Genomic DNA, 22,982 nt, shown 5'->3' with positions numbered 1-22,982 from the left:
GACTTGACTGGGTGGTCCCCTGGGTTTGCCCTGGGTTGGCCCGGCGGAGGGGTCGAAGTGTCACCCCGCCCGCCTAGCATGACGGCCATGCACAGGTGTCTACCCTCGGCTTTGGCCGGCTCGCTGATCGCGGGCGTGGCCATGTCGTTCGGGCAGACCTACGCCCCGGAGGCCCTGGCCCCCCTCTTCAACTCGGCCACCCCCGTCGTCGCTCTGGCCGCGCTGGTCGCGCTCGCCTGCCGGGGCGGGTGGTGGGCCCACGCGCTCCTGGGTGCGTCGGCCGGCCCGCTCGCCATGGTGGGCTACTACGCCACCACGTCGCTGCGCGGCTTCCCCGTCAGCATGCGGATGGTGGGGTTCTGGGTGGTGGCAGGCGTGGTGAGCGGTCTCGTCATGGGCGTCGCGGTGTGGCTGCTGCAGGGCCATGGGGATCCTGTGTTGCGGGGAGCCGCGGCCGGCGCGTTCCCGGCGGTCGCCCTCGGCGAGGCCGCGCACGGGCTGCGGCGAATCGCCGAGACCACCCCGTCGTCGTACTGGTGGGCGCAGGCGGCGGTGGGTGTCGCGGTGGTGGTGTGGCTGTCAATCACCCGGCTGCGCTCCTGGCGGGCTCGGCTCGCCGCCCTTGCAGTCGCCGTGCTGGGGGCGCGTGCCTTGTTCGCGATCTACGGCCTGGCCTGACCTACTCTCGCCGTCGGGCGGTCGCATCTGGCGCAGACAGCAGCGCGTCGGGCACACTCGATTCGCCGCACAAGAACAACGAGGGGGACACGTGGCCGAGCGCGAGACACTGGCCGGGATGGGCGCGATCATCACCGACGGGGGCGTGGCCTTCCGCGTCTGGGCGCCGCACGCCGACAGCGTGGCCGTGACCGGCGACTTCAACGAGTGGAGCATCACCGCCGACCCACTGGGCGACGAGGGCAACGGCTTCTGGTACGGCTTCGTCGAGGGCGCCACGGCAGGGCAGGAGTACAAGTTCCACCTCACCAACGGTGAGCAGGAGCTCGACCGGATCGACCCCTACGCCATGCAGGTGACCAACTCGGTGGGCAACGGCGTCATCTACGACCACTCGGCCTACGACTGGGAGGGTGAGACCGCGCACTGCCCGCCGCACCACGAGATGGTCATCTACGAGATGCACGTGGGTTCGTTCGCCCCCTCCGACGACGGCGTCGGTGGCTTCCACGACGTCATCGAGCAGCTGGACTACCTCCAGGAGCTCGGCGTCAACACGCTCCAGATCATGCCGGTGGCCGAGTTCGCCGGGGACCAGTCCTGGGGCTACAACCCCGCTCACATCTTCGCGGTCGAGAGCGCCTACGGCGGCCCGGACGCCTTCAAGACCCTGATCAAGACCGCGCACTCCCGCGGCTTCGCGGTGATCCTCGACGTGGTCTACAACCACTTCGGCCCCTCGGACCTGGATCTCTGGCAGTTCGACGGCTGGGGCGAGAACGGCAAGGGCGGCATCTACTTCTACAACGACGACCGCTCCTCCACCCCGTGGGGCGACACCCGGCCTGACTACGGCCGCGAGGAGGTGCGCCGCTTCATTCACGACAACGCCATGATGTGGCTGCGCGAGTACCACGTCGACGGCCTGCGCCTCGACATGACGCCCTATATGCGCAGCGTCCACGGCGGCGGGTTCGAACTGGAGGAGGGGTTCGGGCTGATGCGCTGGATCACCGACTCCCTGCGCAGCCAGTACCCCGGCCGCATCTCGATCGCCGAGGACCTCCACGGCCACGACCGCATCGTCGGCACCGAGGACCACGGCGCCGGCTTCCACGCCCAGTGGGACGCCGAGTTCGTGCACCCCGTGCGGCACGCCATCACGGCGATGACCGACGAGGAGCGGTCGCTGTCCTCCATCGCCGAGGCGATCTCGCACAACTACGACGGCGACCCGTTCCGCCGCGTCGTGTACACCGAATCCCACGACGAGGTGGCCAACGGCTCCGCGCGCGTCCCGCACGAGATCGACCCGGAGAACGCCGACGGCTGGTTCGCGCAGAAGCGCTCCACCGTCGGCGGCGCACTGGTGATGACCAGCCCCGGCATCCCGATGATCTTCCAGGGCCAGGAGGCGCTGGAGGGCGGCTGGTTCTCCGACGACGACCCCTTGGACTGGAACCGGATCAAGCGGTTTGAGGGGATCACGAAGCTGTACAAGACGCTCATCGACCTGCGCCTCAACAGGGGCGGCGTCACCCGCGGACTGACCGGGCGCGGGCTGAACGTCTACCACGTCAACGAGGAGGACAACGTCATCGTCTTCCAGCGCTGGATGGACCACGGGGCGGGCGACGACGTCGTGGTGGTGGTCAACCTCAGCACCAACACCTACACCGACTACCGGATCGGGATGCCGCACGGCGGGCTGTGGAAGCTGCGGTTCAACAGCGACGCGAAGCTCTACAGCTCGCTGTTCGGCGATCACGACTCCTTCGACGTCACGGCGTTCGAGGAGGACGAGGACGGGATGGGGGCGCACTCGAACATCTCGGTGGGCCCGTACTCGGTGCTCATCTACAGCCAGGACGCCTGACCACTGGGGGTGGCCCGCGTGAACTGGCGAAGGTAGAGTCGTCGGGGTACCGCGCCTCGGGACGGGCCGACGACGACCTCACCGTCGCGCACCTGGGAGACTCCGATGATGGCTGCCAAAATCCCGACCTGGCGAGCGGCGGCAGATCCCGACGATCTGCGCGAGTACGACGCCTTCGGGCCCTGGATCGCCGAGGTCAAGGACCCGGCAGACCTTCCCCGCCGGTTCAGCCGATGGTGGCCCGACCTTGAAGGCGCCCGATACCTCCTCAAGGTGCCGCGCCCCATCGATCGCGCCAAGGTTCACCCCGGGATGGACCTGTACGAATCGGTGATCGCCGTCTTCCCCGACAAGGTGCGCGTACTGCGGGCAGGACCGACAGACGTCACCAGCCGCGAGGCGCCGCGCAACGACGTCGTCGCCACCATCCTCCACACCAACCTCCTGGTGGCCAGATGGACGCTGCTCCTCGCCGACGGAGGCGCGCTGGACGTCGAGTACAACGCCGTGTCGCACCCGACGATCGCGGAGGTGGACCGCTACGTCCTGTCCCACGGGCCAGGCGACCTCAAGCAGCCGGCGGCCCCCGTCGTGACCTCCTCGACTGCGCCGCCCAAGTACCACTTCTTCGGCTCACTGTTGCTGGCCCTCAACACCGGCGCCACCGAGCGCGTCCAGCCGATCCACGTCGACGAGCCCGGCCAGTCCTGCCTCAACGAGCGGGGCCGCCGGCGCCGCTCGGCTGGGGCGATGATCCTCGCGTCATCCGAAGATCTGGTGATCATCAACCGCAACAGGACCGTCGAGCCGCTCTTCCGCCGCTCCAACTACGCCTACAACGTGACCCGGGTCCCGTTCCGGAGAATGACGTCCTTCGAGATCCGCAGGCCCGAGAAGACCTCGCCGCCGAGCTTCACGGAGCTGGTGCTCACGTGCCACAGGACCGTGATCACTCAGGCTGTCCTCACCTCCCCGGACGCGGTGGCAGACCTGCTCGCCGCGCACGGGGTGCCGTCGGCTCGCTGACCGCGAGCCACGAAGGCTCACGACTCCTTCGGGGGCCGACCCCGCTGAGGCAGCGGGCCGGCATCCTTCGGAGACCGACCCGCCCTCTTGAGCGCGTCACGCAGCAGGAGCTCGATCTGCGCGTTGACTGAGCGCAGGTCGTCGGCCGCCCACCGCGCCAGCGCGTCGTGGACGGCGGGGTCGAGCCTGAGCAGCACCGCCTTGCGTTCGGCCATCATGACCTGCCCCTGCCGTCGCGCCGCTACTCAGGTGTACAGCGAGCCGGTGTTGACGACGGGGGTCACCCTCGAATCGCTGGTGAGGACCACGAGCAGGTTCGACACCATGGCCGCCTTGCGCTCGTCGTCGAGGGTGACCACATCGTCGCGCTCGAGGCGTTCCAGCGCCTTCTGCACCATGGTCACCGCGCCCTCGACGATCTTCTCGCGCGCCGCGATGATGGCGGAGGCCTGCTGCCGCTGCAGCATCGCCTGGGCGATCTCCGGGGCGTAGGCGAGCGAGGAGATGCGGGTCTCCACCACCTCGAGGCCGGCGATCGCGATCCGTGCGGCCACCTCGTCGGCCAGCTCCCGGGCGACGAGCTCCGTCGAGCCGCGAAGGGTCTCCTCGCCGGCCTCGCCGTTGTCGTAGGGGTGGGTGGTGGCCACGTGGCGCAGGGCCGACTCGGACTGCACGGCCACGAACTCGTCGTACTGCTCGACGGCGAACACGGACTTGGCGGTGTCGGCCACCTGCCAGACGACGATGGCGGCGATGTTGACGGGGTTGCCGTCGGCGTCGTTGACCTTCAGCTCGTTGGTCTCGAAGTTGCGGACCTTGACCGAGACCTTCTTCTTGGTGGTGAACGGCACGGTCATGAGCAGGCCGGCCTTGCGGATGGTGCCGATGTAGCGGCCGAAGAACTGGATGACCTTGGTGTCTCCGGGGCTGATGATGGTCAGCGAGGAGAACATCACCATGGAGAGCAGGAACGCCAGCATGGCGAGGAACATCCGCCAGCCGCCGCCGCCGTTGTTCTCCAGCTGGATGCCCGCGAGGACGCCCTGCCAGGTGGCGAGGGCGCCGATGACGAGGGCCACGAAGAAGGCGAGCAGGCCGTCGACGTACCAGGCCTTGCGCTCCTCGATGTCCACCCGTGCGCCCTCCCGGCCCACCGGACGGCCCGACGGTGCGCCGCCGAGCGAGTCGCCCTCGAGGTCTGTTGAGGGATCTGGGATGTGGGGGGTGCTCATGGTGCGTCCTTCCGCGAGAATTTCGATATCTAAGTGATATCACATTCTGAAGGCTCTGGGCAAGGCCCCTCCTCCGCCGCCCTGGCCGGGGGACACGGCTGAGCCGGACACGACTCCCGCGGAGGGTCGTGTCCGGCTCAAGGCCTTAGCGGGTGCGGGCCCCCTCGAGCTCAGCCAACTCGTCCTCGGTGGCCATCCGGAACGGGCCGTTGCCCTCGACGACGGGCGCGGGGGCGAGGCCGCGGGTGGCCCGGAGGCTGGCGACCACGGAGACGGTGAGGATCGTCGCGATCACCGCCAGCGAGATCGAGGTGGGGATGTAGAACACGTCGATCTTGAGCGCCATCTTGATGCCAACCCAGATCAGCACCAGCGCCAGGCCGATCTTGAGGTAGACGAAGCGGTGCATGAGATCGGCCAGGAGGAAGTACATCGCGCGCAGGCCGAGGATCGCGAACGCGTTGGCCGTGAACACGATGAACGGCTCGCTGGTGACGGCGAAGATCGCGGGGATGGAGTCGACGGCGAACACCACGTCGGTGGCCTCGATCAGCACCAGCACCGCCAGCAGGGGCGTGGCGAGTAGCACGCCGCCCTTGCGGATCAGGAGGCGCTGGCCGTAGTAGGCGTCGGTCATCGGCACGAAGCGGCGGAACAGGCGCAGCACCGCCGACTGCTCGGGGTCAAGGTGCTCGTCGCGCTGCCGGATCATCCGCCAGCCCGTGTAGAGGAGGAAGGCGGCGAAGACGTACAGGATCCAGGTGAAGTTCTCGATCAGGACGGCGCCGACGGCGATGAACGCGCCGCGGAGGACCAGCGCGCCGAGCACGCCGAGGAACAGGACGCGGTGCTGGAACTGCGGCGGCACCGCGAAGTAGCTGAAGATGACGGCCCAGACGAACACGTTGTCGACGGCCAGCGACTTCTCGATGAGGTAGCCGGCGAAGTACTGCTGACCGATCTCGGGCCCCTGCCACCACCAGAGCAGCGCCCCGAAGCCGACGCCGAGCGCCACCCAGACGGCGCTCCAGGCCGCGGCCTCGCGGACTTTGATGACGTGGGCGTCGCGGTGGGCGACGAGGTCCACGGCGAGCATGGCGAGGATGACGGCGATGACGCCGACCCACACCCAGAGTGAGACGTCCATGAGGAACCTTCCGATCGAGTCAGTCGATCGGAGGTCTCTCCCGGTCCGAAGACCGGCTCGCCGGGCCCGATGGCGGACCGTAATGACGACGAGGCGCCTGGGGGATACTCCCCTCCGTGGGCACTATTGAAGCCTATGTTGAAGGTTTGTTCAAGGGCGTCTTTCCGTGCAATGCCGTCCCGGCCGAGAGCCGAGTGCCGCGGGGCCTTGAGTTGAGGGTCGCGGCGGCGTGCAATGGGGGGATGAGTTCTCTGCAGACCTCCCTGCCCATCGCCGGGTTCGTCATCGACGACTCGGCCTGCGATGTCGACGACCTCGCCTTCTGCGGCGGGGTCCAGGTGACGGTGGCCGCCGACGAGAGCTGGGACGGGCTCGTCGAACGCGCCGTCGCCGAGGGGTGGATGGGCGTCGAGGCGTTGTCGGGGATCCCGGGAACGGTGGCCGACGTCGTCCGGGCGAACTCCGCTGCGTATGGTCAGGCGGTCGCGGACACCGTCGCCTCCGTCCGGACCTGGGACCGGGCGGCGGATGCTCAGCGCACGTTCCCCGCCGTCGAGTGCGCGTTCGTGGACGGGGGTTCACGCTTCCAGGAGCCGCTCGACGACGGCGGCCACCGATACGAGCTCCTCGACGTGGCGTTCCTGTTCAAGCAGGGGGACTTCAGCGCCCCGATCGTCGACGGGGTGCTCGCGGGAGCCTTGAGTGTCGCGGTGGGGGCGCGCGTGCCGCTGGCTGAGGTGCGCGCGGCCGCGTTGGCGCTGCGCGCCGTGCACGAAACGCCGTCGGACCCGGCCCCGAACCCCACATAGGGGCTCGGGAGGACATCGCGACGGCGTGTCGTGCACGCCGGGAAGTGGCAGGTCAGTTCCAGGCGAGGTCGATGCGTGGGGCCCCGATCACCAACGGCTCTTCGGCCCTCGATGGCTGGCGTCGGGCGATGTCCAGGTCCACGTCGCGCACCATCATCGCGAAGAACAGCTCATCGTCCGTGAGCCGCCGCGGGTCCCACCTCGAGACTCGATAGGCGGCCCAGGCGAAGCAGCGGGCGGCCGTCCCGGGGAACCGGAGTGCCGCAACCGGCCTCCCCGCCGCCAGGGACGCCGCCAGCATCCAGCAGGTCACGACCCCCAGCTGCGACATACCGGGTAGGGAGTCGTCGTCGTGCATCATCAGATGGCAGGCCTCATCCAGAAGCAGGCAGATTTCGTAAGTGTCGTCGGGCATGAGTCATCCCGTCCTTTCAGTCGCAGTAGATACCAAAGATCGGTTTTCGAGCCGAGGAAGTCCCAGGCCTCCCCTGTTCTGTGGATAACTTCTCCGTTGCGACGACTCGTGGTCACCTCCGTGAGGTCACCTGAGGTCTGCGAAGGACGGGTGGGGTCTGTTCGTCCGATGCGGCTATCGCCACGAGCCTCCTGGTGCAGGCATCGACCTCAGCGGGTCTGGAATGTTGGCCAGGTGCAGTCACGACCCTTCGAGACGGCCCGCGTCGCGAAGCGACCGCGGGAGTCTCGAAGGGTCGAGAACTCGGACCTGACAGCGAGGGTGGGGGACGGCAGGGCGGCACTGCGCAGCGATGCCCAACCCGAGGATCACCAACTGGCATCCCGCTCGAGCTGACCTGACCCCCACGCCGCCCTGCCGGCCCGCACCCGGGACAAGACCACGCCACAGACATGGCGAGCGCGGGGAGACGGGAGACGATGCCCGGGCGGCCTCAACACCCCGACCACACACTGACCGGCAGCCAACAACAGGACCCTTGACAACGGCCGCCCGGGCATCGACTCACGCCTCACCGCACCCGACCACAAGAAGCGCGTGAAGGTGGTAGTCACGACCCTTCGAGACGGCACCCGCGCCTTCGGCGGCGCGCCTCCTCAGGGAGCGGCAGGGACGGCACCCGCGCCTTCGGCGGCGCGCCTCCTCAGGGAGCGGCAGGGACTGCACCCGCGCCTTCGGCGGCGCGCCTCCTCAGGGAGCGGCAGGGACTGCACCCGCGCCTTCGGCGGCGCGCCTCCTCAGGGAGCGATGGGGGGCGGCCAGCCCACTGATCAGGGAACTACAGGGCGTCGACACCGCGACAGGACGAAGCGCCGCCCGGGTGACCCCGGACGGCGCTTGGCCTGGTTGGTGCGGAACTCAGAAGTCGAAGTCCGCGATGTTGTCGCCGTTGAACACGTACGGCTCACCGAGCAGCACCGAGGCGCCCTCACCGACGGTGTAGGAGCCCAGCTTGCCGGCCTCGAACTTGTCGCCCTCAGCGCCGGTGATGTCACCGTTGACGAGAGCCTGAGCGGCGAAGGCGGCCAGGTAGCCGAGATCGGCAGGGTTCCACAGCGCGAACGCTTCGACGGTGCCGTCCTCGACGTATTCACGCATCTGGTTCGGGGTGCCGAGACCGGTCAGCATGACCTTGCCCTTGTAGTCCGACGTCGACAGGTAGCGCGCCGCAGCGGCGATACCGACGGTGGTCGGGGACACGATGCCCTTGAGCTCCGGGTAGGTCTGGAGCAGAGCGGCGGTCTTGTCGAAGGACATCTGATCGTCGTCATCGCCGTAGGCGACCTCGACGAGCTCGACGTCGGGGTGGTTGGCCGCGAGCTCGGCCTCCATCATCTCGATCCACGCGTTCTGGTTCGTCGCGTTGGCCGAGGCCGACAGCACGGCGATCTGGCCCGCGTCGCCGATCTGTTCGGTGATCAGATCCACCTGGACCTTCGCGATGCCCTCTGCGGTGGCCTGGTTGATGAACAGGTCGCGGCACTCCGGGTTGGTGTCGGAGTCGAAGGTGACGATCTTCACGCCGGCGTCGCGCGCCTCGTTGAGGGCGTCACAGATGGCCTCGGGATCGTTGGCGGACACGACGAGCGCGCCGACGCCCTGCTGGGCCGCGGTCTGGATGAACGGCACCTGGGCGGTGGGCGATGCCTCCGTCGGGCCGACCTCCTCGAACGTGCCGCCGAACTCTTCGACTGCCTCAGCGCCGCCGGCGTTGGAGGTGTCGAAGTAGGGGTTGCCCAGGTTCTTGGGCAGGAACGTCACGCTGACGCTGCCCCCGGCGTCGCCGCCACCGCTGGTTGCGGTGGGGTCAGCTGAACCCTCGGTGCCCGGGTCCGAGCAGCCTGCCAGCGCGAGTGCCGCGGATGCGGCAATCGCGACGAGGCCGAGGCCGAAGCGCCCGGTCTTGCGTCCCTTGATGAACATTGCAGTTTCCTTTCTTGGCCCGTCGTTGGACCGGTGGTCTTTCGTCTCTTTTCAGGCTGCGGCGCCGGTGGCGCCCGCCTGTCCCTTCTTTCTTCCGATGGCCGCGACCCGCTTGGTCCGGATCCAGCCGAGGAAGCTTGCAGACACCACCGACAGGATGAGGACGATGCCGGTGATGACGTTGATGATGTCGCTCGTGACTCCCGCCAGGCGCAGTGCGCTGGACATCGTCCCGATGAGGAACACGCCGGCGATCACGCCGTGCAGCGCCCCGCGACCTCCGAAGATCGACACCCCGCCCAGGAGGACTGAGGCGATGATCAGGAGCTCCATGCCGATGGCGTTGTCGCCTCGGGCGTTGTTGTAGAGAAGTGTGAAGTACACCCCGGCGAAGCCGGAGACGGCCCCGCTCATGACGAACAGCCAGAACTTGGTGCGGACCACGTCGATGCCGGAGAAGGCGGCCACCTCCTTGTTGAGGCCGATCGTGTAGAGGGAGCGGCCGAAGGGGGTGAAGTGCAGCAGCACCGCGAAGATGAGCGCGAGCACGAGGAACGGGATGATGATCACCGGCATCGATGTGCCGGGGATGTTCGCCCGGATCAGGTCCGTCCAGTAGTCGGGGAACTCGCTGATCGCCGTCGTGCCGAGCAGGCCCACCGCGATCCCACGGAACAGCGCGAGCGTGCCGATGGTCACGGCCAGCGACGGCAGCCCGACGAAGGTGATCAGCCCGCCGTTGATGGCGCCCGCGAGCGTCCCGACGAGGATGGCCACGAGCCCGGCAACCGGCAGCGGCCAGCCCGCCTGCACGCCGAGCCCGGTGACGACGCTCGCCAGGCCGAGGATGCTGGCCACCGAGAGGTCGATCTCCTCGGTGACGATGATGAGCGTCATCGGCAGGGCGATCAGCAGGATGGGCGCGATCTCGCGGATGAGGAAGGTGAGAGTGAGCGGGCTGTCGAAGTTGGGCACCGTCAGCGTCGACACGACGACGACGATGGCGAGCAGAGCGATGATCGCGGTTTCGCGGGTGGCGATGATCCGGCGCCAGAGCGGGTGCTGGTAGGACTTGTACTCCCTCGCGGGCTTGTCGGTGAGGACCGTGGCGGTGCTCATCACTTCACTCCTTCCCTCGCCGCGACGAGTCGTCGATGCTGACGGACGGCGAGGACGCGGTCCAGGATGATGGCGCCGATGATGAGGATGCCCACCACTGCGCGCTGCCAGAAGTCCTGGATGCCGATGATCGGCAGGGCCCGGTTGATGGTGAGCAGCAGGTAGGCGCCGAAGGCAGCGCCCCACACCGTGCCGACGCCGCCGGACATTGCGACGCCACCGATGACGGCGGCACCGATGGCCTGGAGCTCCCAGCCGGTGCCGGCGTTGGAGCTGACGGTGCCGTAGCGGGCAGCGAACAGCACCCCGGCCAGGCCGGCGAGCGCTCCCGACAGGATGAACGCCGAGAGGATCCGCCGGGTGACGCGCAGGCCGTAGAGGTGGGCGGCGTCGGGATCTGAGCCGATGGCGTAGAGCTCCCGGCCGCTGCGCAGGTTGCGCAGGTACCAGGCGGTGACCACCAGCACGAAGACCGCCAGGATGGTCAACAGCGGGATCCCGAGCACGATCTGGGTACCGAGATCGCGGAAGGACGCGGGCATGTCTGAGGCGTTGATCCGGTCACTGCCGGTCCAGGCCACGTTAATGCCGCGGTAGATGTACATGGTGCCAAGCGTGATGACCAGGGCCGGCACCTTCGCGAACGCCACCAGCGCTCCGTTGATCAGGCCGAGGAGCCCGCCGAGCGCGATGCCGGCGAGGAAGACGAGCCCTGGGTGGATGCCTTCGATGTCGATGAACAGGCGGCCGGTCATGTAGGCGGTGAGGCCGACGACGGAGCCGACGGACAGGTCCACGTTGCGGGTGATGATCACCACGGCCTGGCCGATCGCCACCACCATGAGCAGCGACGGGGTGAGCAGGAGGTCGCGGAAGCCGTCGGAGGAGAAGATGAAGCTCGGGTTGACGGCGGTCGCGGCGATCACGATGAGGATCAGCGCGATGACGATGCCGGTCTCGCGGGCCTTGAGGATGTGGCCGGCCACGTCCAGCACCGATCGCCTGGGCACCGTTGCGGTTGCCGCGGTCATCACGCGACCTCCTCGTCGGCCGTCGCGGCGAACATCACGGCCTCGGGGGTGGCGTCGGCACGGTCGAACTCGCCGGTGATGCGCCCAGCGCGCATCACCAGGACGCGGTCGGCCATGCCGAGCACTTCTGGTAGTTCGGAAGAAATCATCAGGATTGCGAGCCCCTCCTGGGCGAGTTGTGAAATGAGCCGGTGCACCTCGGCCTTGGTGCCGACGTCGATGCCGCGGGTGGGCTCGTCGACGATCAGCACCCGTGGCGTGGTGGCCAGCCACTTTGCCAGGACGACCTTCTGCTGGTTGCCGCCGGAGAGGGTGCCGGCCTCGGCGTCCAGAGCCGCCGTCTTGACCTCGAGCCGGCTGGCCCACACCTTGGCGCTCGCGTTCTCCAGCCCGCCCCAGATGAGGCCGCCCTTCGCCAGCCGCTGCCGGATGGCGAGCGTGAGGTTGAGGGCGACGGACTGGTCCAGGACCTGTCCCTGCTTGCGGCGGTCCTCCGGCACGAGCGCGATGCCCTGCGCCATCGCGGCCTTCGGGTTGCCCTTGGGCAGCGCCTGGCCGCTGACGGTGACCGATCCGGACTGGTAGGGGTCGACGCCGAAGATGGCGCGGACCACCTCGCTGCGGCCTGCGCCGACGAGCCCGGCTAGGCCGACGATCTCGCCGGAGCGCACGGTGAAGGAGATGTCGTTGAAGACGCCCTTCTGGGTGAGTCCCTTGACGACGAGGATGTCCTCGCCGATGTCGGCCGGCAGCTTGGGGAACATCTCGGTGACGTCGCGGCCCACCATCAGGTGCACCAGTTCGTCGACGGAGGTGTCCGCGATGGGCATGGTGTCGATGTAGGAGCCGTCGCGCATGACCGTGACGGTGTCGCAGAGCTCGAACACCTCGTCGAAGCGGTGGGAGATGAACACGAGCGCGCGGCCCTCGTCGCGGAGGCTTCGGGCGACGGCGAACAGCCGTTCCACCTCGACCCCGCTGAGCGCCGCCGTCGGCTCGTCCATGATCAGCACGCGGGCGTCCAGGGAGATGGCCTTGGCGATCTCAATGATCTGCTGGTCCGCGATGGACAGGCCCTCGGTGAGCCGGTCGGGATCGATGCGGACGCCGAGGCGCTCGAAGATCTGCGTGGCCTCGTCGCGCATGGCCTTGCGGTCGATGCGTCCGAAGTGACCGACGGGCTGGCGCCCCATGAAGATGTTCTCGGTGACCGAGAGGTCCGGAAACAGCGTCGGCTCCTGGTAGATCACCGCGATGCCCGCTGCCTTGGACTGGGCGGTGCTGTGGAAGTCCACCGGCTCCCCTTCGAGGCGGAACTCCCCAGCGTCGCGACGGTAGAGCCCGGCGACGATCTTGACGAGCGTGGACTTGCCGGCCCCGTTCTCGCCGATGAGGGCGTGGATGGAGCCCTTCTCCAGGCTCAGGCTGCCCGAGCGGAGCGCGACGACAGCGCCGAAGGATTTCACTACCCTCGACAGCTCTAGAGCCGGCGTCGTCGCCGGTTCGGGTACCGTATCCGTCACTAGCGGTTCTCCTCTTTGAGTGTGTTGCCCTCCTCGCCGAGGGCCGCCTTTGAATCGATTCAACGTCGTTTCATGGCTACAGTATGTTTCAGCGATCCGCCAGGTCAAGTCACCGGAGACAAATGATGCGGATTCGTTAGAGAGGGAGGCGCCGGGGCATGGCAGCCGTGAGCATTCGGGACGTGGCGCGGCGCGCCGGGGTGTCGGTCGGCACCGTCTCCAACGTGCTCAACCGGCCCGACGTGGTGTCCGCGGACGCGGTCCTGCGCGTCCAGCAGGCCATCGACGAGCTGGGCTACGTCCGCAACGAGGCAGCCCGGAAACTCAGGCAGGGCATCAGCGGCACCGTCGGCTTCGTCGTCATGGACGGGCAGAACCCGTTCTACAACGACGTGGTCCGGGGGGCCGGCGACGAGGCCACCCAGCACGGCATCGCGATCCTCTTCGGCGACACCGCCGAGGACCCCGCACGGGAACGCATGTACATCGACCTGTTCGAGGAGCACCAGGTGCGCGGCCTGCTCATCGCGCCGTTCGGGGAGGTGTTCAGCCGGCTGGAGAAACTCCGGAGGCGAGGGATGCCCGCGGTGCTCGTCGGCCGCTTCTCGGGCCAGAACCTGTTCAGCTCCATCTCGGCAGACAGCATCGCCGGCGGCCGGATGGCGGTGGAACACCTCATCGCCGGGGGCCGACGAAGGATCGCGTTCGTCGGTGGCCCCTTCGAGCTGCACGAGGTGACCGACCGGCTCGCGGGCGCGAGGGTCGCGGCGGAGAACGCCGGTGGCGTCGAGATCGAGGTGATCCCGACGGCGGCGATGAGTGTCGCGGAGGGCGCGGCCGCGGGCCTGCGGATTCTGTCGCGGCCGCCGAGGGACAGGCCGGACGCGGTCTTCGCGGCCAACGACCTGGTGGCGCTCGGCGTCCTCCAGGCGCTGGTGGAGGACGGCCGGATGCGGGTGCCGGAGGAGATCGCGTTGGTGGGCTTCGACGACATCACCTTCGCGGCCGCGGCGGCGGTGCCCCTGACGTCGATGCGGCAACCGAGCGCGATGATCGGCAGGACGGCGCTGCGGATCCTGCTCGAGGAGGCGGCGGACCCGGAGCTGATCCCCCGGCAGACGGTCTTCCAGCCGGAATTGATCGTGCGGCGCTCCACCGGCCGTCGCTCCTGAGTCGCCGGGATCGCCTTTGTGACGCGTACACCTTCGCCGTCGCCAGGACCAGGCTGCAACTTGCTATCCATAGAGCGGCTTCTGCGCATATACACACAAACCGCTCTATGGATAGCAAGTTGCAGACCCGCGCCCCCGGCGGGCGGACCGAGACGCGCCGTCGGGCACCGTTACGGAGCTGAGTGCGTGGGGAGGCCCGTGGTGCGTCCATCCCGAACCGCACCGCCGGGCAGCACCTCGGAGATGATCGATGCGTGCACAATAGGTTGGCCCCGCGACCTTCCCGCTGCACGAATGCGGCTCAATGCCCCTTGCCGGGGCCCCTCCCGGGGGAAGATGGTAGACACCACAGCAAGGGCCCAAGGAGGGGACACAATGAAGCGTCTCGACACCGACGTCGTCGTCATCGGAGGCGGCTCGACCGGGCTGGGCGTCGTCCGCGACGCCGCCATGCGCGGATACCGCGCGGTGCTCGTCGAACGCGTCGACCTCGGCCAGGGCACCACCGGCCGGTTCCACGGTCTGCTGCACTCCGGCGGGCGGTACGTGGTCAGCGACCCGGGATCGGCCACCGAGTGCGCCGAGGAGAACGCGATCCTGCGCCGCATCCAGGCCAGCGCGGTCGAGGACACGGGCGGTTTCTTCGTCACCCTCGCCGGCGACGACCCGGCCTACGCCGACAAGTTCCTGGCCGGGGCCAAAGCCACGGGCGTCCCAGCCACCGAGATCTCGGTCAAGGAGGCGCTCCGCCGCGAGCCCCGCCTCGACCCCCACATCCAGCGCGCCATCGAGGTGGCCGACGGCTCCGTCGACGGCTGGCAGCTCGTCTGGGGCGCCGCCCGCTCGGCGGAGGCGCACGGCGCGAAGGTGCTCACCTACCACCGGGTGACGAAGATCGAGCGCGACGGCGACCGTGTGGCGGCCGTGATCTGCCGCGACGAGAAGGGCGGCGAGGACGTCCGCATCAACTGCACCTTCGTCCTCAACTGCGCCGGGCCGTGGGCGGGACAGATCGCGGAGATGGCCGGCGCCGAGCCGGTCGCGGTCGTCCCCGGCCGCGGCATCATGATCGCGATGAACCACCGCCTGGTGAACACCGTCATCAACCGCTGCGTCTACCCCACCGACGGCGACATCCTCGTCCCCGTGCACACCGTCTCCATCATCGGCACCACCGACATCCACGAGACGGACCCCGACCACCTGCCCATCCCGCGTGCCGAGGTGCAGCAGATGCTGGACGCCGGCGAGGCGATGATCCCCGGCTTCCGCAAGGCCCGCGCCCTGCACGCCTGGTCCGGGTCGCGGCCGCTGATCAAGGACAAGCGGGTCTCCGTGGAGGACACCCGCCACATGAGCCGCGGCATGGCCGTCATCGACCACTCCCAGACCGACGGCCTGAACGGCATGCTCACCATCGGCGGCGGCAAGCTGACCACCTACCGGCTGATGGCCGAACACATCGTCGACGCCATGAACCGGCAGCTCGGCGAGGAGCGGCCCTGCACCACAGCCGACGAGGTCATCCCCGGCAGCGAGGACCGCAAGCTCTACACCGTCACTCACCGCCTCGAGGACCGTGAGAAGGACCGCCTGGACGACCAGATCATCTGCGAGTGCGAGCTGATGAACCGCTCCATGTTCGTGCGGCTCCTCAAGGAACAGCCGGACGCCACCCTCGACGACCTGCGCCGCCAACTGCGTCTCGGCATGGGTCCTTGTCAGGGCGGGTTCTGCGCCGCCCGCGCCGCCGGGCTGGCCTGCTCGGAGAAGGCGATCGACGCGGAGCGCGCCTCCGGGCTGCTGCGCCTGTTCCTCAAACACCGGTGGATCGGCATCTGGCCCATCCTGTACGGCCAACAGGTGCGCCAGACCGCCCTGGACCATTGGATCTTTGCCGGCACGCTCGACGTCGAGCACCTGCCCCAGCCTGAAGAGGAGATCGTGCGATGAGCGACGTCGTCGTCATCGGGGCCGGACTTGCCGGCCTCACCGCCGCGCTGCGGCTTGCCCGCGCCGGGAAGTCGGTCACCCTGACCACGAAGGGGCCCGGCGGGCTCCAGCTGTCCCAGGGCACCGTCGACATCCTCGGCTACACACCGGAGCGGGTCACCGCACCGCTGGATGCGGTGGCGGCCGTCTCCAGTGAGCACCCGTATGCCTCGATCGGCGCCGACGCCGTGGCCGCGGGCGTGTCCTGGCTCGCCGAGGAGCTCGGCCCGAACCTGCTCGTGGGCGATCCGGCGCGCAACTATCACCTGCCGACGGCGGTCGGCGCCGTGCGCCCGACGGCGCTGGCCCAGCCGTCGATGGTCGCGGGGGACGCGGTGGGCGGTAAGAGTTACGCCGTCGTCGGCGTGCGGCAGCTCAAGGACTTCCCGGCGGACCTCATCGCCGGCAACCTCGCCCGCTCGAAGGCCCCCGACGGCGGCGCCCTGAGCGCGCACTCAGCCTGGATCAACCTCCCCGCGCGGAAGGGTGAGGCGGACCCCACCCCGCTCACCTACGCCCGAGCGATGGACGATCAGTCCTTCGCCGCCGCGTTCGCGACGGCGGTCGCGGCTGTCGCGGGGAAGGCCGACGTGGTCGCGCTGCCCGCCGTGCTCGGCATCAAGCGCCGCGACGTGTGGCGGCAGGTCGCTGACCAGCTCGGCCGCGACATCTGCGAGATCCCCCTGCCCCCGCCGTCGGTGCCGGGCCTGCGGCTCTATGACGCGCTGCTGGCGATGGTGCGCGCCGCGGGCGTGCGATTCGTGCAGGGCAGCCGCATCGTCGGCTTCACCCCTGGCGGCGACGGCGTGGCCTCGGTCACGCTGGCCGCGGCCGGCGGGCCCCGCCACCTGAAGGCCGCCTCGTTCGTGTTCGCACCGGGCGGCTTCGAGAGCGGCGCACTCGACGTCGACTCGTTCGGCGCGATCACCGAGCCCGTGTTCGGGCTCCCGCTGACGGCAACGGACGCGACCCCGCTGATCCCCTCGGTCTACTGGGGCCCGCAGGCCCTGTTCGAAGTGGGAGTCCGCACCGACGACGCCGGCAGACCGGTCGACGCCGCCGGCACCGCCGTCCACCCCAACCTGTTCGTCGCGGGCGGCATCATCGCCGGCGCCGAGCGCTGGCGCGACAAGTCAGGCGACGGGATCGCCGTCGCCACGGCCGTCCGGGCCGCCGATCACATCACCGGAGGTGCACGATGAGCGAGAAGCGCGACGAGCGGGCCAAGGCCCTGCGGGAGCGGCTCAACAACGAGCTGCAGCGGATGAGCCTGGACATGTGCGTCAAGTGCACCATCTGCGAGACCTCGTGCCCGGTCTCCGCGGTCACGCCGCTGTTCTCTGGGCCGAAGTTCGTCGGTCCCCAGGCCGAGCGGTTCCGTGACGACGAGTCAGTGGACCACTCCGTCGACTACTGCTCCAGCTGCGGCACCTGCAGCGTGGTGTGCCCGCAGGGCGTCAACGTGGCCGAACTCAACTCCCTGGCACGCGCCGTGATGAAGGCCGAGGACGGCGTGCCGGTGCGCGACAAGATGATCACGCAGACGGTGCTGATGGGCAAGGCCATGACCCCCATCGCGCCCATTGCCAACGCGGTGCTGGGCAACAAGGCTGCGCGCTACGCCATGGAGAAGGTGGTGGGCGTCCACCGCGACGCCCCCATGCCCACCGCCCGAGGCGAATCGCTGCACAAGTGGCTGAAGAAGCGGCCCGCACGGACCAAGCCCGCCACCCGCGGCGCCCTGGTCTACTTCCACGGCTGCGCCGGCGGCTACTTCGAGGTGGACGCGGCCAAGAAGGCCATCGAGGTGCTGGAGCACCTGGGCTACGAAGTGATCGTGCCCCAGCAGGGCTGCTGCGGCCTGGCCGAGCAGAGCAACGGCCTGTTCGAGGCTGCCAGCGCGTCGGTCCGGCGGCTCGTCGACCAGCTTCGCACCCCTGGCACAGACCTGACGATCATCAGCACCGCGGGCAGCTGCACCGGCATGCTCAAGCACGAGGCGCACCAGATCCTTGGCATCCACGACCCCGAACTGTTGGACGTCGGCACGCGAATCCGGGAGATCTCCGAGTTCCTCATGGAGCTCTACGAGGCGGGCGAGCTGCCGACGGACTTCCACCCGGTCAACATGCGCCTGCCGTACCACGCGCCGTGCCAGCTGAAGAGCCAGGGCATCGGCACCCCGGCGTCGGATCTGCTGCGTCTCATCCCCGGGCTCGAGGTCATCGACAGCAACGTCACCTGCTGCGGGATCGCCGGCACGTACGGGCTGAAGAAGGAGAAGTACGAGATCGCGCAGGCAGTCGGCCAGCCGCTGTTCGACATGGTTCAGGCCAACAACGACGGCCTCGCCGCGTGCGACACGGAAACGTGCCGGTGGCAGATCGAGAAGTCGAGCGGCGTCGAGACGGTCCACCCGATCGTGCTGGTGCACCGCGCCTACGGGTTGGGCGGGGTGGTCACCCGCTGACCCTTGCGCCCGGTTTGGATCCCTGCCCCACTCCTCAACCTGAAGCCGACGCGACCTCGCTCTGACAAGGGCTGTTGACCTCTGCGAGCGATGCCTCCGCGCGTGGTCGAGCTGCGCGGAGAAGGCCCAGAAATTGGTTCAAGAATTTCTTGCATGGCGGGCTTTCTGGGCCCGTTTTTGTCGGTGGTCGTTGCCAGAATGATTCACATGAGCGAGACGGTGGTGGACCTGGGACAGCGGTACCTCGCCGCCCTGTGGGACGCCGCCGCCGCGCTCGGTTCGGACGCGGTGGCGGTGGAGCGTCTGGCGGCTCTGGTGGACTCGATCGGTGAGTTCGAAGCCCAACTCGCTGGGCTCAGGCTGCACCTGCTCCACGAGGCCAGGCTGTCCGCGGCGGACCGGGTGGTGGAGGGGGTGCGGCAGTCGGTGCGCACCACGCCTTCGCAGGCCACCGCCGCATTGCGTCTCGCCACGGATTTGGGGGACCGGTTCGGGTTGATCGCCGCCGCGTTGAGTCAGGGTGTGGTCTCTCTGCCGCAGGCCGAGGCGATCGTGGCCGGGTTGAAGAAACTCCCCTCCCGCCTGACCCGCGGCGAGTTGGTGGAGTGTCAGGAGTTGATCCTGGCCCACGTCGACACCCTCGGCCCCAGCGAGTTGCGGATCCTGGCGTCGCGCCTGACGGAAGTGATCGACCCGGACCGCGCCGACGCCGACGACGCGACGCGTCTGGCGCGGGAGGAGCGCACCGCGCATCGGGACCGGTTCCTGCATCTGGCGCCGGATTATCACGGGTCGATGCGGATCACGGGCCAGCTCCCTGTCGCCGACGCCGCCCTGTTGTCAGCTCAACTGGATGCGTTGATGCCTCCGGCGTCGAAGTACACGGACACCGGGGAGGCGCCGAGCCGTGGCGCCCGACGCGCCGATGCCCTGGTGCTCCTGACTCAGCATGCCGCGGGTCACGGCACGCTGCCCTCGCACGGGGTGGACCGCCCCCACGTCCACATCACCCTGGACTACGACACCCTGGTCACCGGCCTCGGCGATGTGACACTGCTCGGCGGCGGCGTGGTCGACGGGCTGTCGGCCAGCGAGGCACGGCGCCTGGCGTGCGACGCGGACCTGATCCCCATGGTGCTGGGCACCACCTCCCGGCCGCTGGACGTCGGCCGGACCCATCGCCTGTTCACCCCCGCCCTGCGCGCGGCGATCGTGCAGCGGGATCAAGGGTGCGTGTTCCCCGGCTGCACCACCCCACCGGCGCCGTGTCAGGCGCATCACATCATTCCCTGGTGGGCCGGCGGGGACACCTGCCTGGCCAACGGCGTTCTGCTCTGCCCCCACCACCATCGCCTTGTCGAACCCGATCCGCTGCAGTCCGCAGAATCCCAGTGGCAGGTGCACATCGACCAAGTGACCGGCCTGCCGTGGTTCACCCCACCGCGGCACATCGACCCCGCCCGCCGACCACGGCAGCATCAGCGCCACCGCCTTCAACAACTGGCACCGCAGGTCGGGGGAGCACTATGCCCACTGGAGCCCGACCGTCAAGAGTGGGTCCATGACCCCCCGGATCCGCCCGACTGGGATCTGGAGCCGCCGGACCCGGACACGTGCAGCCTGCCCGACCACCACGGACCGGCCCTCGACGAGCTCATCCGCAGCGCCACTGCCTGGGGCACTGACGCGGCCTGAGTGCATGAACCGCGTGCGGGAGGGTGGTTTGGACTTGGATCGGGCTCCGCGTCGGCTCAGCCGCTGACCCGCAACGCGGTCGATCAAGTCACGACGGTGAGCCGACCTTCCGCCTTCGCCGGTACAGTCAGCCCCATGGCTCCTACATCGGGCTCACCCGGCCGCCGCGCCGTGTTCCTCGACATCGACGGCACCTACGCCGACCACGGCGAGGTTCCCCCAGCTCATGCGACGGCGGTGCGCAGGGCGCGCGAGGCCGGCCACCTGGTGTTCCTGTGCACCGGTCGGCCGAAGTCGATGGTGCCGCCCCGGATGCTGGAGGCGGGGTTCGACGGGTTCGTCGGCGGGGCCGGCGCCTACGTCGAGGTGGACGGACAGGTGCTCGCCGACGTCCGGTTCCCGCCCGCGGTGGCCGCCCGCACCGTCGAGGTTCTCCTCGAGCACGACGTGGCGTTCCTGCTGGAGGCGACGGAGGGGTTGTGGGGCCCGCCTGGTGTCGACGTGCGCGTGGCCCGTCACCTGGAGCCTCATCTTCGCTCAGAAGACCCCGCGCAATCGCGGCCCTTCGACCTCCTCGACAACCTGCGGATGACCGATGACCTCTCCGACGCCTCGTTCGGGAAGGTCTCCTGCGTCGAGTCCCCCACCCTTATCCCGGAGTTGGCCGAGCTGATCGGTCCCGAGGTGGCTGCGCTTCCGAGCTCCATCCCGGACCTGGGCTCCGCGGCCGGCGAGCTCTACCTGGTGGGTGTGCACAAGGCCGTCGGGATGCGCCTGGTCGTATCGTCGCTGGGCGTGGACCCCGCGACAGTCGTCGCAGTCGGTGACGGGCTCAACGACCTCGAGATGATCGACGAGGCCGGCGTCGGCGTCGCCATCGAAGGCGCCCATCCCCGCGTCCTGGCGGTAGCAGACCGCGTGGCTGCTGGCCCCAGGGATAACGGTCTGGCTACGCTCTTCGCGGACCTCGGGCTGTTCTGAGGCGCCAGCGGTCGCGCGGCCGGTCTAGCGTTGCGGGCATGGACATCAAGCTCTCGACCTCATTCATCACCGTCAACGACCCGGATGCCGCCCTCGCCTTCTACCGCGACGTGCTCGGCCTCGAGGTGCGCATGGACGTACCCCAGGGTGAGTTCCGCTGGATCACCGTCGGTTCGCCGACGCAGCCCGACGTGGGGATCGTGCTGTCGAACTACGTGGACGGCTCACCTGAGGACATCGAGGTGATCCGGGCCCTCGTCGCGAAGGGCGGCATGAACGCGGCGCACTTCAGCTCCTCCGACGTCGACGCCGTCTTCGCCAAGGCCACGGAGGCCGGCGCCGAGATCGTCTCCGAGGTCGCGGACCAGCCGTGGGGGGTCCGCGACTGCGCCTTCCGCGACCCTTCCGGGAACCTCGTGCGCGTCGACCAGGCGTGAGCCCAACCCGGGCCGGTTCAGGCCGCTGCTAGAGCCCCCGGACGGTGGTGACGCTCCCGTCGTGATCGATGAGGATGCCCGCGTGACCCCGTCGGGTGGCGAGCAAGCCGAGGCCAGTGTGGCCGAGCACGAAGGCTGCGGTGGCGTAGACATCGGCCCACGTGAGCTCGGGGCCGACGACGGTGGCCGACAGCAGCCCGATCGCCGCGGCACCCGTGGCCGGGTCGGTGATGTGCTGACCGCGGGCGGCCGTCCCGGACGTCGCGACAGCGCCCGTGCGCATCTCGAGCCGCTGGAGCACCCGGCTCCTGTCGCGGGGGTCCTCGACCGCGACCACCCAGTCAGGCGTATCGGTGCGCTCGCAGTGCAGTGCGATGTCTCCACCTGCGTTGACGAGGGCGTCGTGCTCGCCGAGCTCGGCCAGGCGAGCCAGAAGGCCCGAGAAGGCCTGCTCAACCGCCCACCCCTTGACGAGGCCGGTGGGGTCGAAGCGGACGGAGCGGCCACCGTCGGGCAGCCACGCCGAGAACGCGCCCCCGGTCCGCTGACCCGCGATCTCGCACAGCGCCGCGACCCGACGGATGCGAGGATGCGCGTCCCGGAGCGAGTCCCGGCCGTCCCGGATCCGGCTGACGGCGCTGTTCGGCTTCCACGTGCTGAACATCTCGTCGTCGGCCCGCAGCTCGTCGAACGCCTGCTGGACGGCCTGCTCGACGGCGGGGTCGCACGCGCGGGGGCCCCGCACGTGGATGCTCATCGGGAGCCCCATGATCTGGGCGACGAAGGCGCGGCGCGGCAGTCTCCCCGCGTCCACCGTGGGGCCGGTCTCCGCGTGCTCGGCCACCGGCGCGCTGATCACTGGAACGCCTCGTCGATGGCCGACTGGAGTGACTGCGCGTAGCCGACGCTGGTGAACGTCGCCCCGGAGACCGAGTCGATGTCCGCGCTCTGGGCGTCGACCGCTTCGGAGTTGAGCACCGGCACGGCGTAGGCGTTGATCTGCTGATCGTGACGGTCGCGGTTGGGGTACTGGATGGCCTCCGACGATGTGATGACGCCGTCCTCGACGGTGATCTCCACCTGCACCGCGCCGTAGCGGGTCTCGACGGCGGCGCCGGTGAAGGTGCCCGAGACTGACCCGGTCGTCGAGGTGCTGGTGCCGTCGTCAGTGCTGGACTCGGTGCTGGACTCGTCGGCGACGGAACTCGACGAACCGGCCTCACTCTCCCCCGCGTTGGGCGTGGTGGTCGCGGATTGGCCGTCCTCGGTGGAGGTCGCCGCGACCGTAGCCGCCTGAGTGCCGGTGCTGGTGTGGTAGCTGAACAGCAGCACCAGGCCGCTGATGGTGCCCATGAGGGCGGCGATGATCGTGCGCATCGGTGTTTCTCCTTGTCAG

Annotated in this window: 21 protein-coding genes; 11 read left to right on the top strand and 10 right to left on the bottom strand. The window is 69.1% G+C overall.

The genetic code is table 11. From position 1 onward, the window contains the following. Positions 1 to 87: 87 nt before the first annotated feature. The 3 genes from ACX1D1_RS01930 (at position 88) to ACX1D1_RS01920 (ending at position 3,580) form a co-directional block, all read left to right on the top strand. Complete coding sequence (locus ACX1D1_RS01930; protein WP_459055692.1) at positions 88 to 678, top strand: DUF6518 family protein; 591 nt, start codon at positions 88 to 90, stop codon at positions 676 to 678. A 91-nt stretch (positions 679 to 769) separates the two neighbouring features. After that, positions 770 to 2,554 (top strand): alpha-amylase family glycosyl hydrolase, encoded by a 1,785-nt coding sequence (locus tag ACX1D1_RS01925; protein ID WP_459055691.1) that lies wholly within the window; start codon positions 770 to 772, stop codon positions 2,552 to 2,554. A gap of 108 nt (positions 2,555 to 2,662) precedes the next feature. Further along, positions 2,663 to 3,580 carry a hypothetical protein gene (locus ACX1D1_RS01920; protein ID WP_182800615.1) on the top strand — a complete coding sequence of 306 codons (918 nt, stop codon included), beginning with the start codon at positions 2,663 to 2,665 and terminating at the stop codon, positions 3,578 to 3,580. Between the two features lie 17 nt (positions 3,581 to 3,597). On the opposite strand, the gene ACX1D1_RS01915 is transcribed toward ACX1D1_RS01920, so the two are convergent. From ACX1D1_RS01915 to ACX1D1_RS01905, 3 genes are all read right to left on the bottom strand, one after another. Beyond that, positions 3,598 to 3,798: a type II toxin-antitoxin system antitoxin gene (locus tag ACX1D1_RS01915; RefSeq protein ID WP_255421928.1), complete on the bottom strand. Its 201-nt coding sequence runs from the start codon at positions 3,796 to 3,798 to the stop codon at positions 3,598 to 3,600. A gap of 27 nt (positions 3,799 to 3,825) precedes the next feature. Beyond that, positions 3,826 to 4,812, bottom strand: coding sequence for an SPFH domain-containing protein (locus ACX1D1_RS01910; protein WP_459055690.1), 987 nt, complete (start codon positions 4,810 to 4,812; stop codon positions 3,826 to 3,828). Between the two features lie 145 nt (positions 4,813 to 4,957). After that, entirely contained in the window at positions 4,958 to 5,959 is a 1,002-nt protein-coding gene (locus ACX1D1_RS01905; RefSeq protein WP_459055689.1) for a TerC family protein, read from the bottom strand. Between the two features lie 242 nt (positions 5,960 to 6,201). On the opposite strand from ACX1D1_RS01905, the gene ACX1D1_RS01900 reads away from it, so the two are divergent. Continuing rightward, positions 6,202 to 6,768 (top strand): hypothetical protein, encoded by a 567-nt coding sequence (locus tag ACX1D1_RS01900; protein WP_459055688.1) that lies wholly within the window; start codon positions 6,202 to 6,204, stop codon positions 6,766 to 6,768. Positions 6,769 to 6,820: 52 nt separating this feature from the next. Here the strand turns inward: ACX1D1_RS01900 and ACX1D1_RS01895 are convergent, their stop codons facing one another. The 5 genes from ACX1D1_RS01895 to ACX1D1_RS01875 all read right to left on the bottom strand — a co-directional run bounded on the left by ACX1D1_RS01895 (position 6,821) and on the right by ACX1D1_RS01875 (position 12,782). Then, entirely contained in the window at positions 6,821 to 7,183 is a 363-nt protein-coding gene (locus ACX1D1_RS01895; RefSeq protein WP_459055687.1) for a hypothetical protein, read from the bottom strand. A 918-nt stretch (positions 7,184 to 8,101) separates the two neighbouring features. Next, on the bottom strand, positions 8,102 to 9,166 hold the full coding sequence (gene rhaS, locus ACX1D1_RS01890; protein ID WP_459055686.1) for a rhamnose ABC transporter substrate-binding protein: 1,065 nt from the start codon (positions 9,164 to 9,166) through the stop codon (positions 8,102 to 8,104). Between the two features lie 51 nt (positions 9,167 to 9,217). Continuing rightward, complete coding sequence (locus ACX1D1_RS01885; protein WP_459055685.1) at positions 9,218 to 10,285, bottom strand: ABC transporter permease; 1,068 nt, start codon at positions 10,283 to 10,285, stop codon at positions 9,218 to 9,220. After that, positions 10,285 to 11,316 (bottom strand): ABC transporter permease, encoded by a 1,032-nt coding sequence (locus tag ACX1D1_RS01880; protein WP_459055684.1) that lies wholly within the window; start codon positions 11,314 to 11,316, stop codon positions 10,285 to 10,287. Before ACX1D1_RS01880 ends, ACX1D1_RS01885 begins: the two co-directional genes overlap by 1 nt. Beyond that, entirely contained in the window at positions 11,316 to 12,782 is a 1,467-nt protein-coding gene (locus ACX1D1_RS01875) for a sugar ABC transporter ATP-binding protein (protein WP_459055683.1), read from the bottom strand. Before ACX1D1_RS01875 ends, ACX1D1_RS01880 begins: the two co-directional genes overlap by 1 nt. Before the next feature lie 215 nt (positions 12,783 to 12,997). Here ACX1D1_RS01875 and ACX1D1_RS01870 point away from each other — a divergent pair, with 215 nt between their 5' ends. The 7 genes from ACX1D1_RS01870 to ACX1D1_RS01840 all read left to right on the top strand — a co-directional run bounded on the left by ACX1D1_RS01870 (position 12,998) and on the right by ACX1D1_RS01840 (position 21,586). Further along, complete coding sequence (locus ACX1D1_RS01870; RefSeq protein ID WP_459055682.1) at positions 12,998 to 14,011, top strand: LacI family DNA-binding transcriptional regulator; 1,014 nt, start codon at positions 12,998 to 13,000, stop codon at positions 14,009 to 14,011. A gap of 375 nt (positions 14,012 to 14,386) precedes the next feature. Then, complete coding sequence (gene glpA / locus ACX1D1_RS01865; protein ID WP_182800626.1) at positions 14,387 to 15,964, top strand: anaerobic glycerol-3-phosphate dehydrogenase subunit GlpA; 1,578 nt, start codon at positions 14,387 to 14,389, stop codon at positions 15,962 to 15,964. Continuing rightward, complete coding sequence (gene glpB, locus ACX1D1_RS01860) at positions 15,961 to 17,205, top strand: glycerol-3-phosphate dehydrogenase subunit GlpB (protein WP_182781049.1); 1,245 nt, start codon at positions 15,961 to 15,963, stop codon at positions 17,203 to 17,205. Before glpA ends, glpB begins: the two co-directional genes overlap by 4 nt. Further along, entirely contained in the window at positions 17,202 to 18,473 is a 1,272-nt protein-coding gene (locus ACX1D1_RS01855; protein WP_182800628.1) for an anaerobic glycerol-3-phosphate dehydrogenase subunit C, read from the top strand. Before glpB ends, ACX1D1_RS01855 begins: the two co-directional genes overlap by 4 nt. A 207-nt stretch (positions 18,474 to 18,680) precedes the next feature. Then, positions 18,681 to 20,168: an HNH endonuclease signature motif containing protein gene (locus ACX1D1_RS01850; protein ID WP_459055681.1), complete on the top strand. Its 1,488-nt coding sequence runs from the start codon at positions 18,681 to 18,683 to the stop codon at positions 20,166 to 20,168. Between the two features lie 135 nt (positions 20,169 to 20,303). Beyond that, positions 20,304 to 21,149: an HAD-IIB family hydrolase gene (locus ACX1D1_RS01845; protein WP_459055680.1), complete on the top strand. Its 846-nt coding sequence runs from the start codon at positions 20,304 to 20,306 to the stop codon at positions 21,147 to 21,149. 38 nt (positions 21,150 to 21,187) lie between these two features. After that, on the top strand, positions 21,188 to 21,586 hold the full coding sequence (locus ACX1D1_RS01840) for a VOC family protein (protein ID WP_182781054.1): 399 nt from the start codon (positions 21,188 to 21,190) through the stop codon (positions 21,584 to 21,586). Between the two features lie 28 nt (positions 21,587 to 21,614). Here the strand turns inward: ACX1D1_RS01840 and ACX1D1_RS01835 are convergent, their stop codons facing one another. Together ACX1D1_RS01835 and ACX1D1_RS01830 are read right to left on the bottom strand one after the other, a co-directional pair. Then, the gene (locus ACX1D1_RS01835) at positions 21,615 to 22,445 is read right to left on the bottom strand and encodes an FAD:protein FMN transferase (protein WP_459055679.1); all 831 of its coding nucleotides are present in this window, start codon (positions 22,443 to 22,445) and stop codon (positions 21,615 to 21,617) included. After that, on the bottom strand, positions 22,442 to 22,963 hold the full coding sequence (locus ACX1D1_RS01830; RefSeq protein WP_459055678.1) for an FMN-binding protein: 522 nt from the start codon (positions 22,961 to 22,963) through the stop codon (positions 22,442 to 22,444). The genes ACX1D1_RS01835 and ACX1D1_RS01830 overlap by 4 nt, the downstream gene beginning before the upstream one ends. Between the last annotated feature and the right edge of the window lie 19 nt (positions 22,964 to 22,982).

The sequence above is a fragment of the Tessaracoccus luoxuelianae genome (genome assembly GCF_054483915.1).
Note: the sequence above shows the minus strand (reverse complement) of the source record. Positions and strands in the feature narration are given on the sequence as shown.

What these genes read in the sequence shown, in the direction of transcription:
- ACX1D1_RS01930 (WP_459055692.1), top strand. Translation starts at nt 88, where the DNA reads ATGCACAGGTGTCTACCCTCGGCTTTGGCCGGCTCGCTGATCGCGGGC.
- ACX1D1_RS01920 (WP_182800615.1), top strand. Translation starts at nt 2,663, where the DNA reads ATGGCTGCCAAAATCCCGACCTGGCGAGCGGCGGCAGATCCCGACGAT.
- ACX1D1_RS01915 (WP_255421928.1), bottom strand. Translation starts at nt 3,798, where the DNA reads ATGATGGCCGAACGCAAGGCGGTGCTGCTCAGGCTCGACCCCGCCGTC.
- ACX1D1_RS01910 (WP_459055690.1), bottom strand. Translation starts at nt 4,812, where the DNA reads ATGAGCACCCCCCACATCCCAGATCCCTCAACAGACCTCGAGGGCGAC.
- ACX1D1_RS01905 (WP_459055689.1), bottom strand. Translation starts at nt 5,959, where the DNA reads ATGGACGTCTCACTCTGGGTGTGGGTCGGCGTCATCGCCGTCATCCTC.
- ACX1D1_RS01900 (WP_459055688.1), top strand. Translation starts at nt 6,202, where the DNA reads ATGAGTTCTCTGCAGACCTCCCTGCCCATCGCCGGGTTCGTCATCGAC.
- ACX1D1_RS01895 (WP_459055687.1), bottom strand. Translation starts at nt 7,183, where the DNA reads ATGCCCGACGACACTTACGAAATCTGCCTGCTTCTGGATGAGGCCTGC.
- rhaS (WP_459055686.1), bottom strand. Translation starts at nt 9,166, where the DNA reads ATGTTCATCAAGGGACGCAAGACCGGGCGCTTCGGCCTCGGCCTCGTC.
- ACX1D1_RS01885 (WP_459055685.1), bottom strand. Translation starts at nt 10,285, where the DNA reads ATGAGCACCGCCACGGTCCTCACCGACAAGCCCGCGAGGGAGTACAAG.
- ACX1D1_RS01880 (WP_459055684.1), bottom strand. Translation starts at nt 11,316, where the DNA reads ATGACCGCGGCAACCGCAACGGTGCCCAGGCGATCGGTGCTGGACGTG.
- ACX1D1_RS01870 (WP_459055682.1), top strand. Translation starts at nt 12,998, where the DNA reads ATGGCAGCCGTGAGCATTCGGGACGTGGCGCGGCGCGCCGGGGTGTCG.
- glpA (WP_182800626.1), top strand. Translation starts at nt 14,387, where the DNA reads ATGAAGCGTCTCGACACCGACGTCGTCGTCATCGGAGGCGGCTCGACC.
- glpB (WP_182781049.1), top strand. Translation starts at nt 15,961, where the DNA reads ATGAGCGACGTCGTCGTCATCGGGGCCGGACTTGCCGGCCTCACCGCC.
- ACX1D1_RS01855 (WP_182800628.1), top strand. Translation starts at nt 17,202, where the DNA reads ATGAGCGAGAAGCGCGACGAGCGGGCCAAGGCCCTGCGGGAGCGGCTC.
- ACX1D1_RS01850 (WP_459055681.1), top strand. Translation starts at nt 18,681, where the DNA reads ATGAGCGAGACGGTGGTGGACCTGGGACAGCGGTACCTCGCCGCCCTG.
- ACX1D1_RS01845 (WP_459055680.1), top strand. Translation starts at nt 20,304, where the DNA reads ATGGCTCCTACATCGGGCTCACCCGGCCGCCGCGCCGTGTTCCTCGAC.
- ACX1D1_RS01840 (WP_182781054.1), top strand. Translation starts at nt 21,188, where the DNA reads ATGGACATCAAGCTCTCGACCTCATTCATCACCGTCAACGACCCGGAT.
- ACX1D1_RS01830 (WP_459055678.1), bottom strand. Translation starts at nt 22,963, where the DNA reads ATGCGCACGATCATCGCCGCCCTCATGGGCACCATCAGCGGCCTGGTG.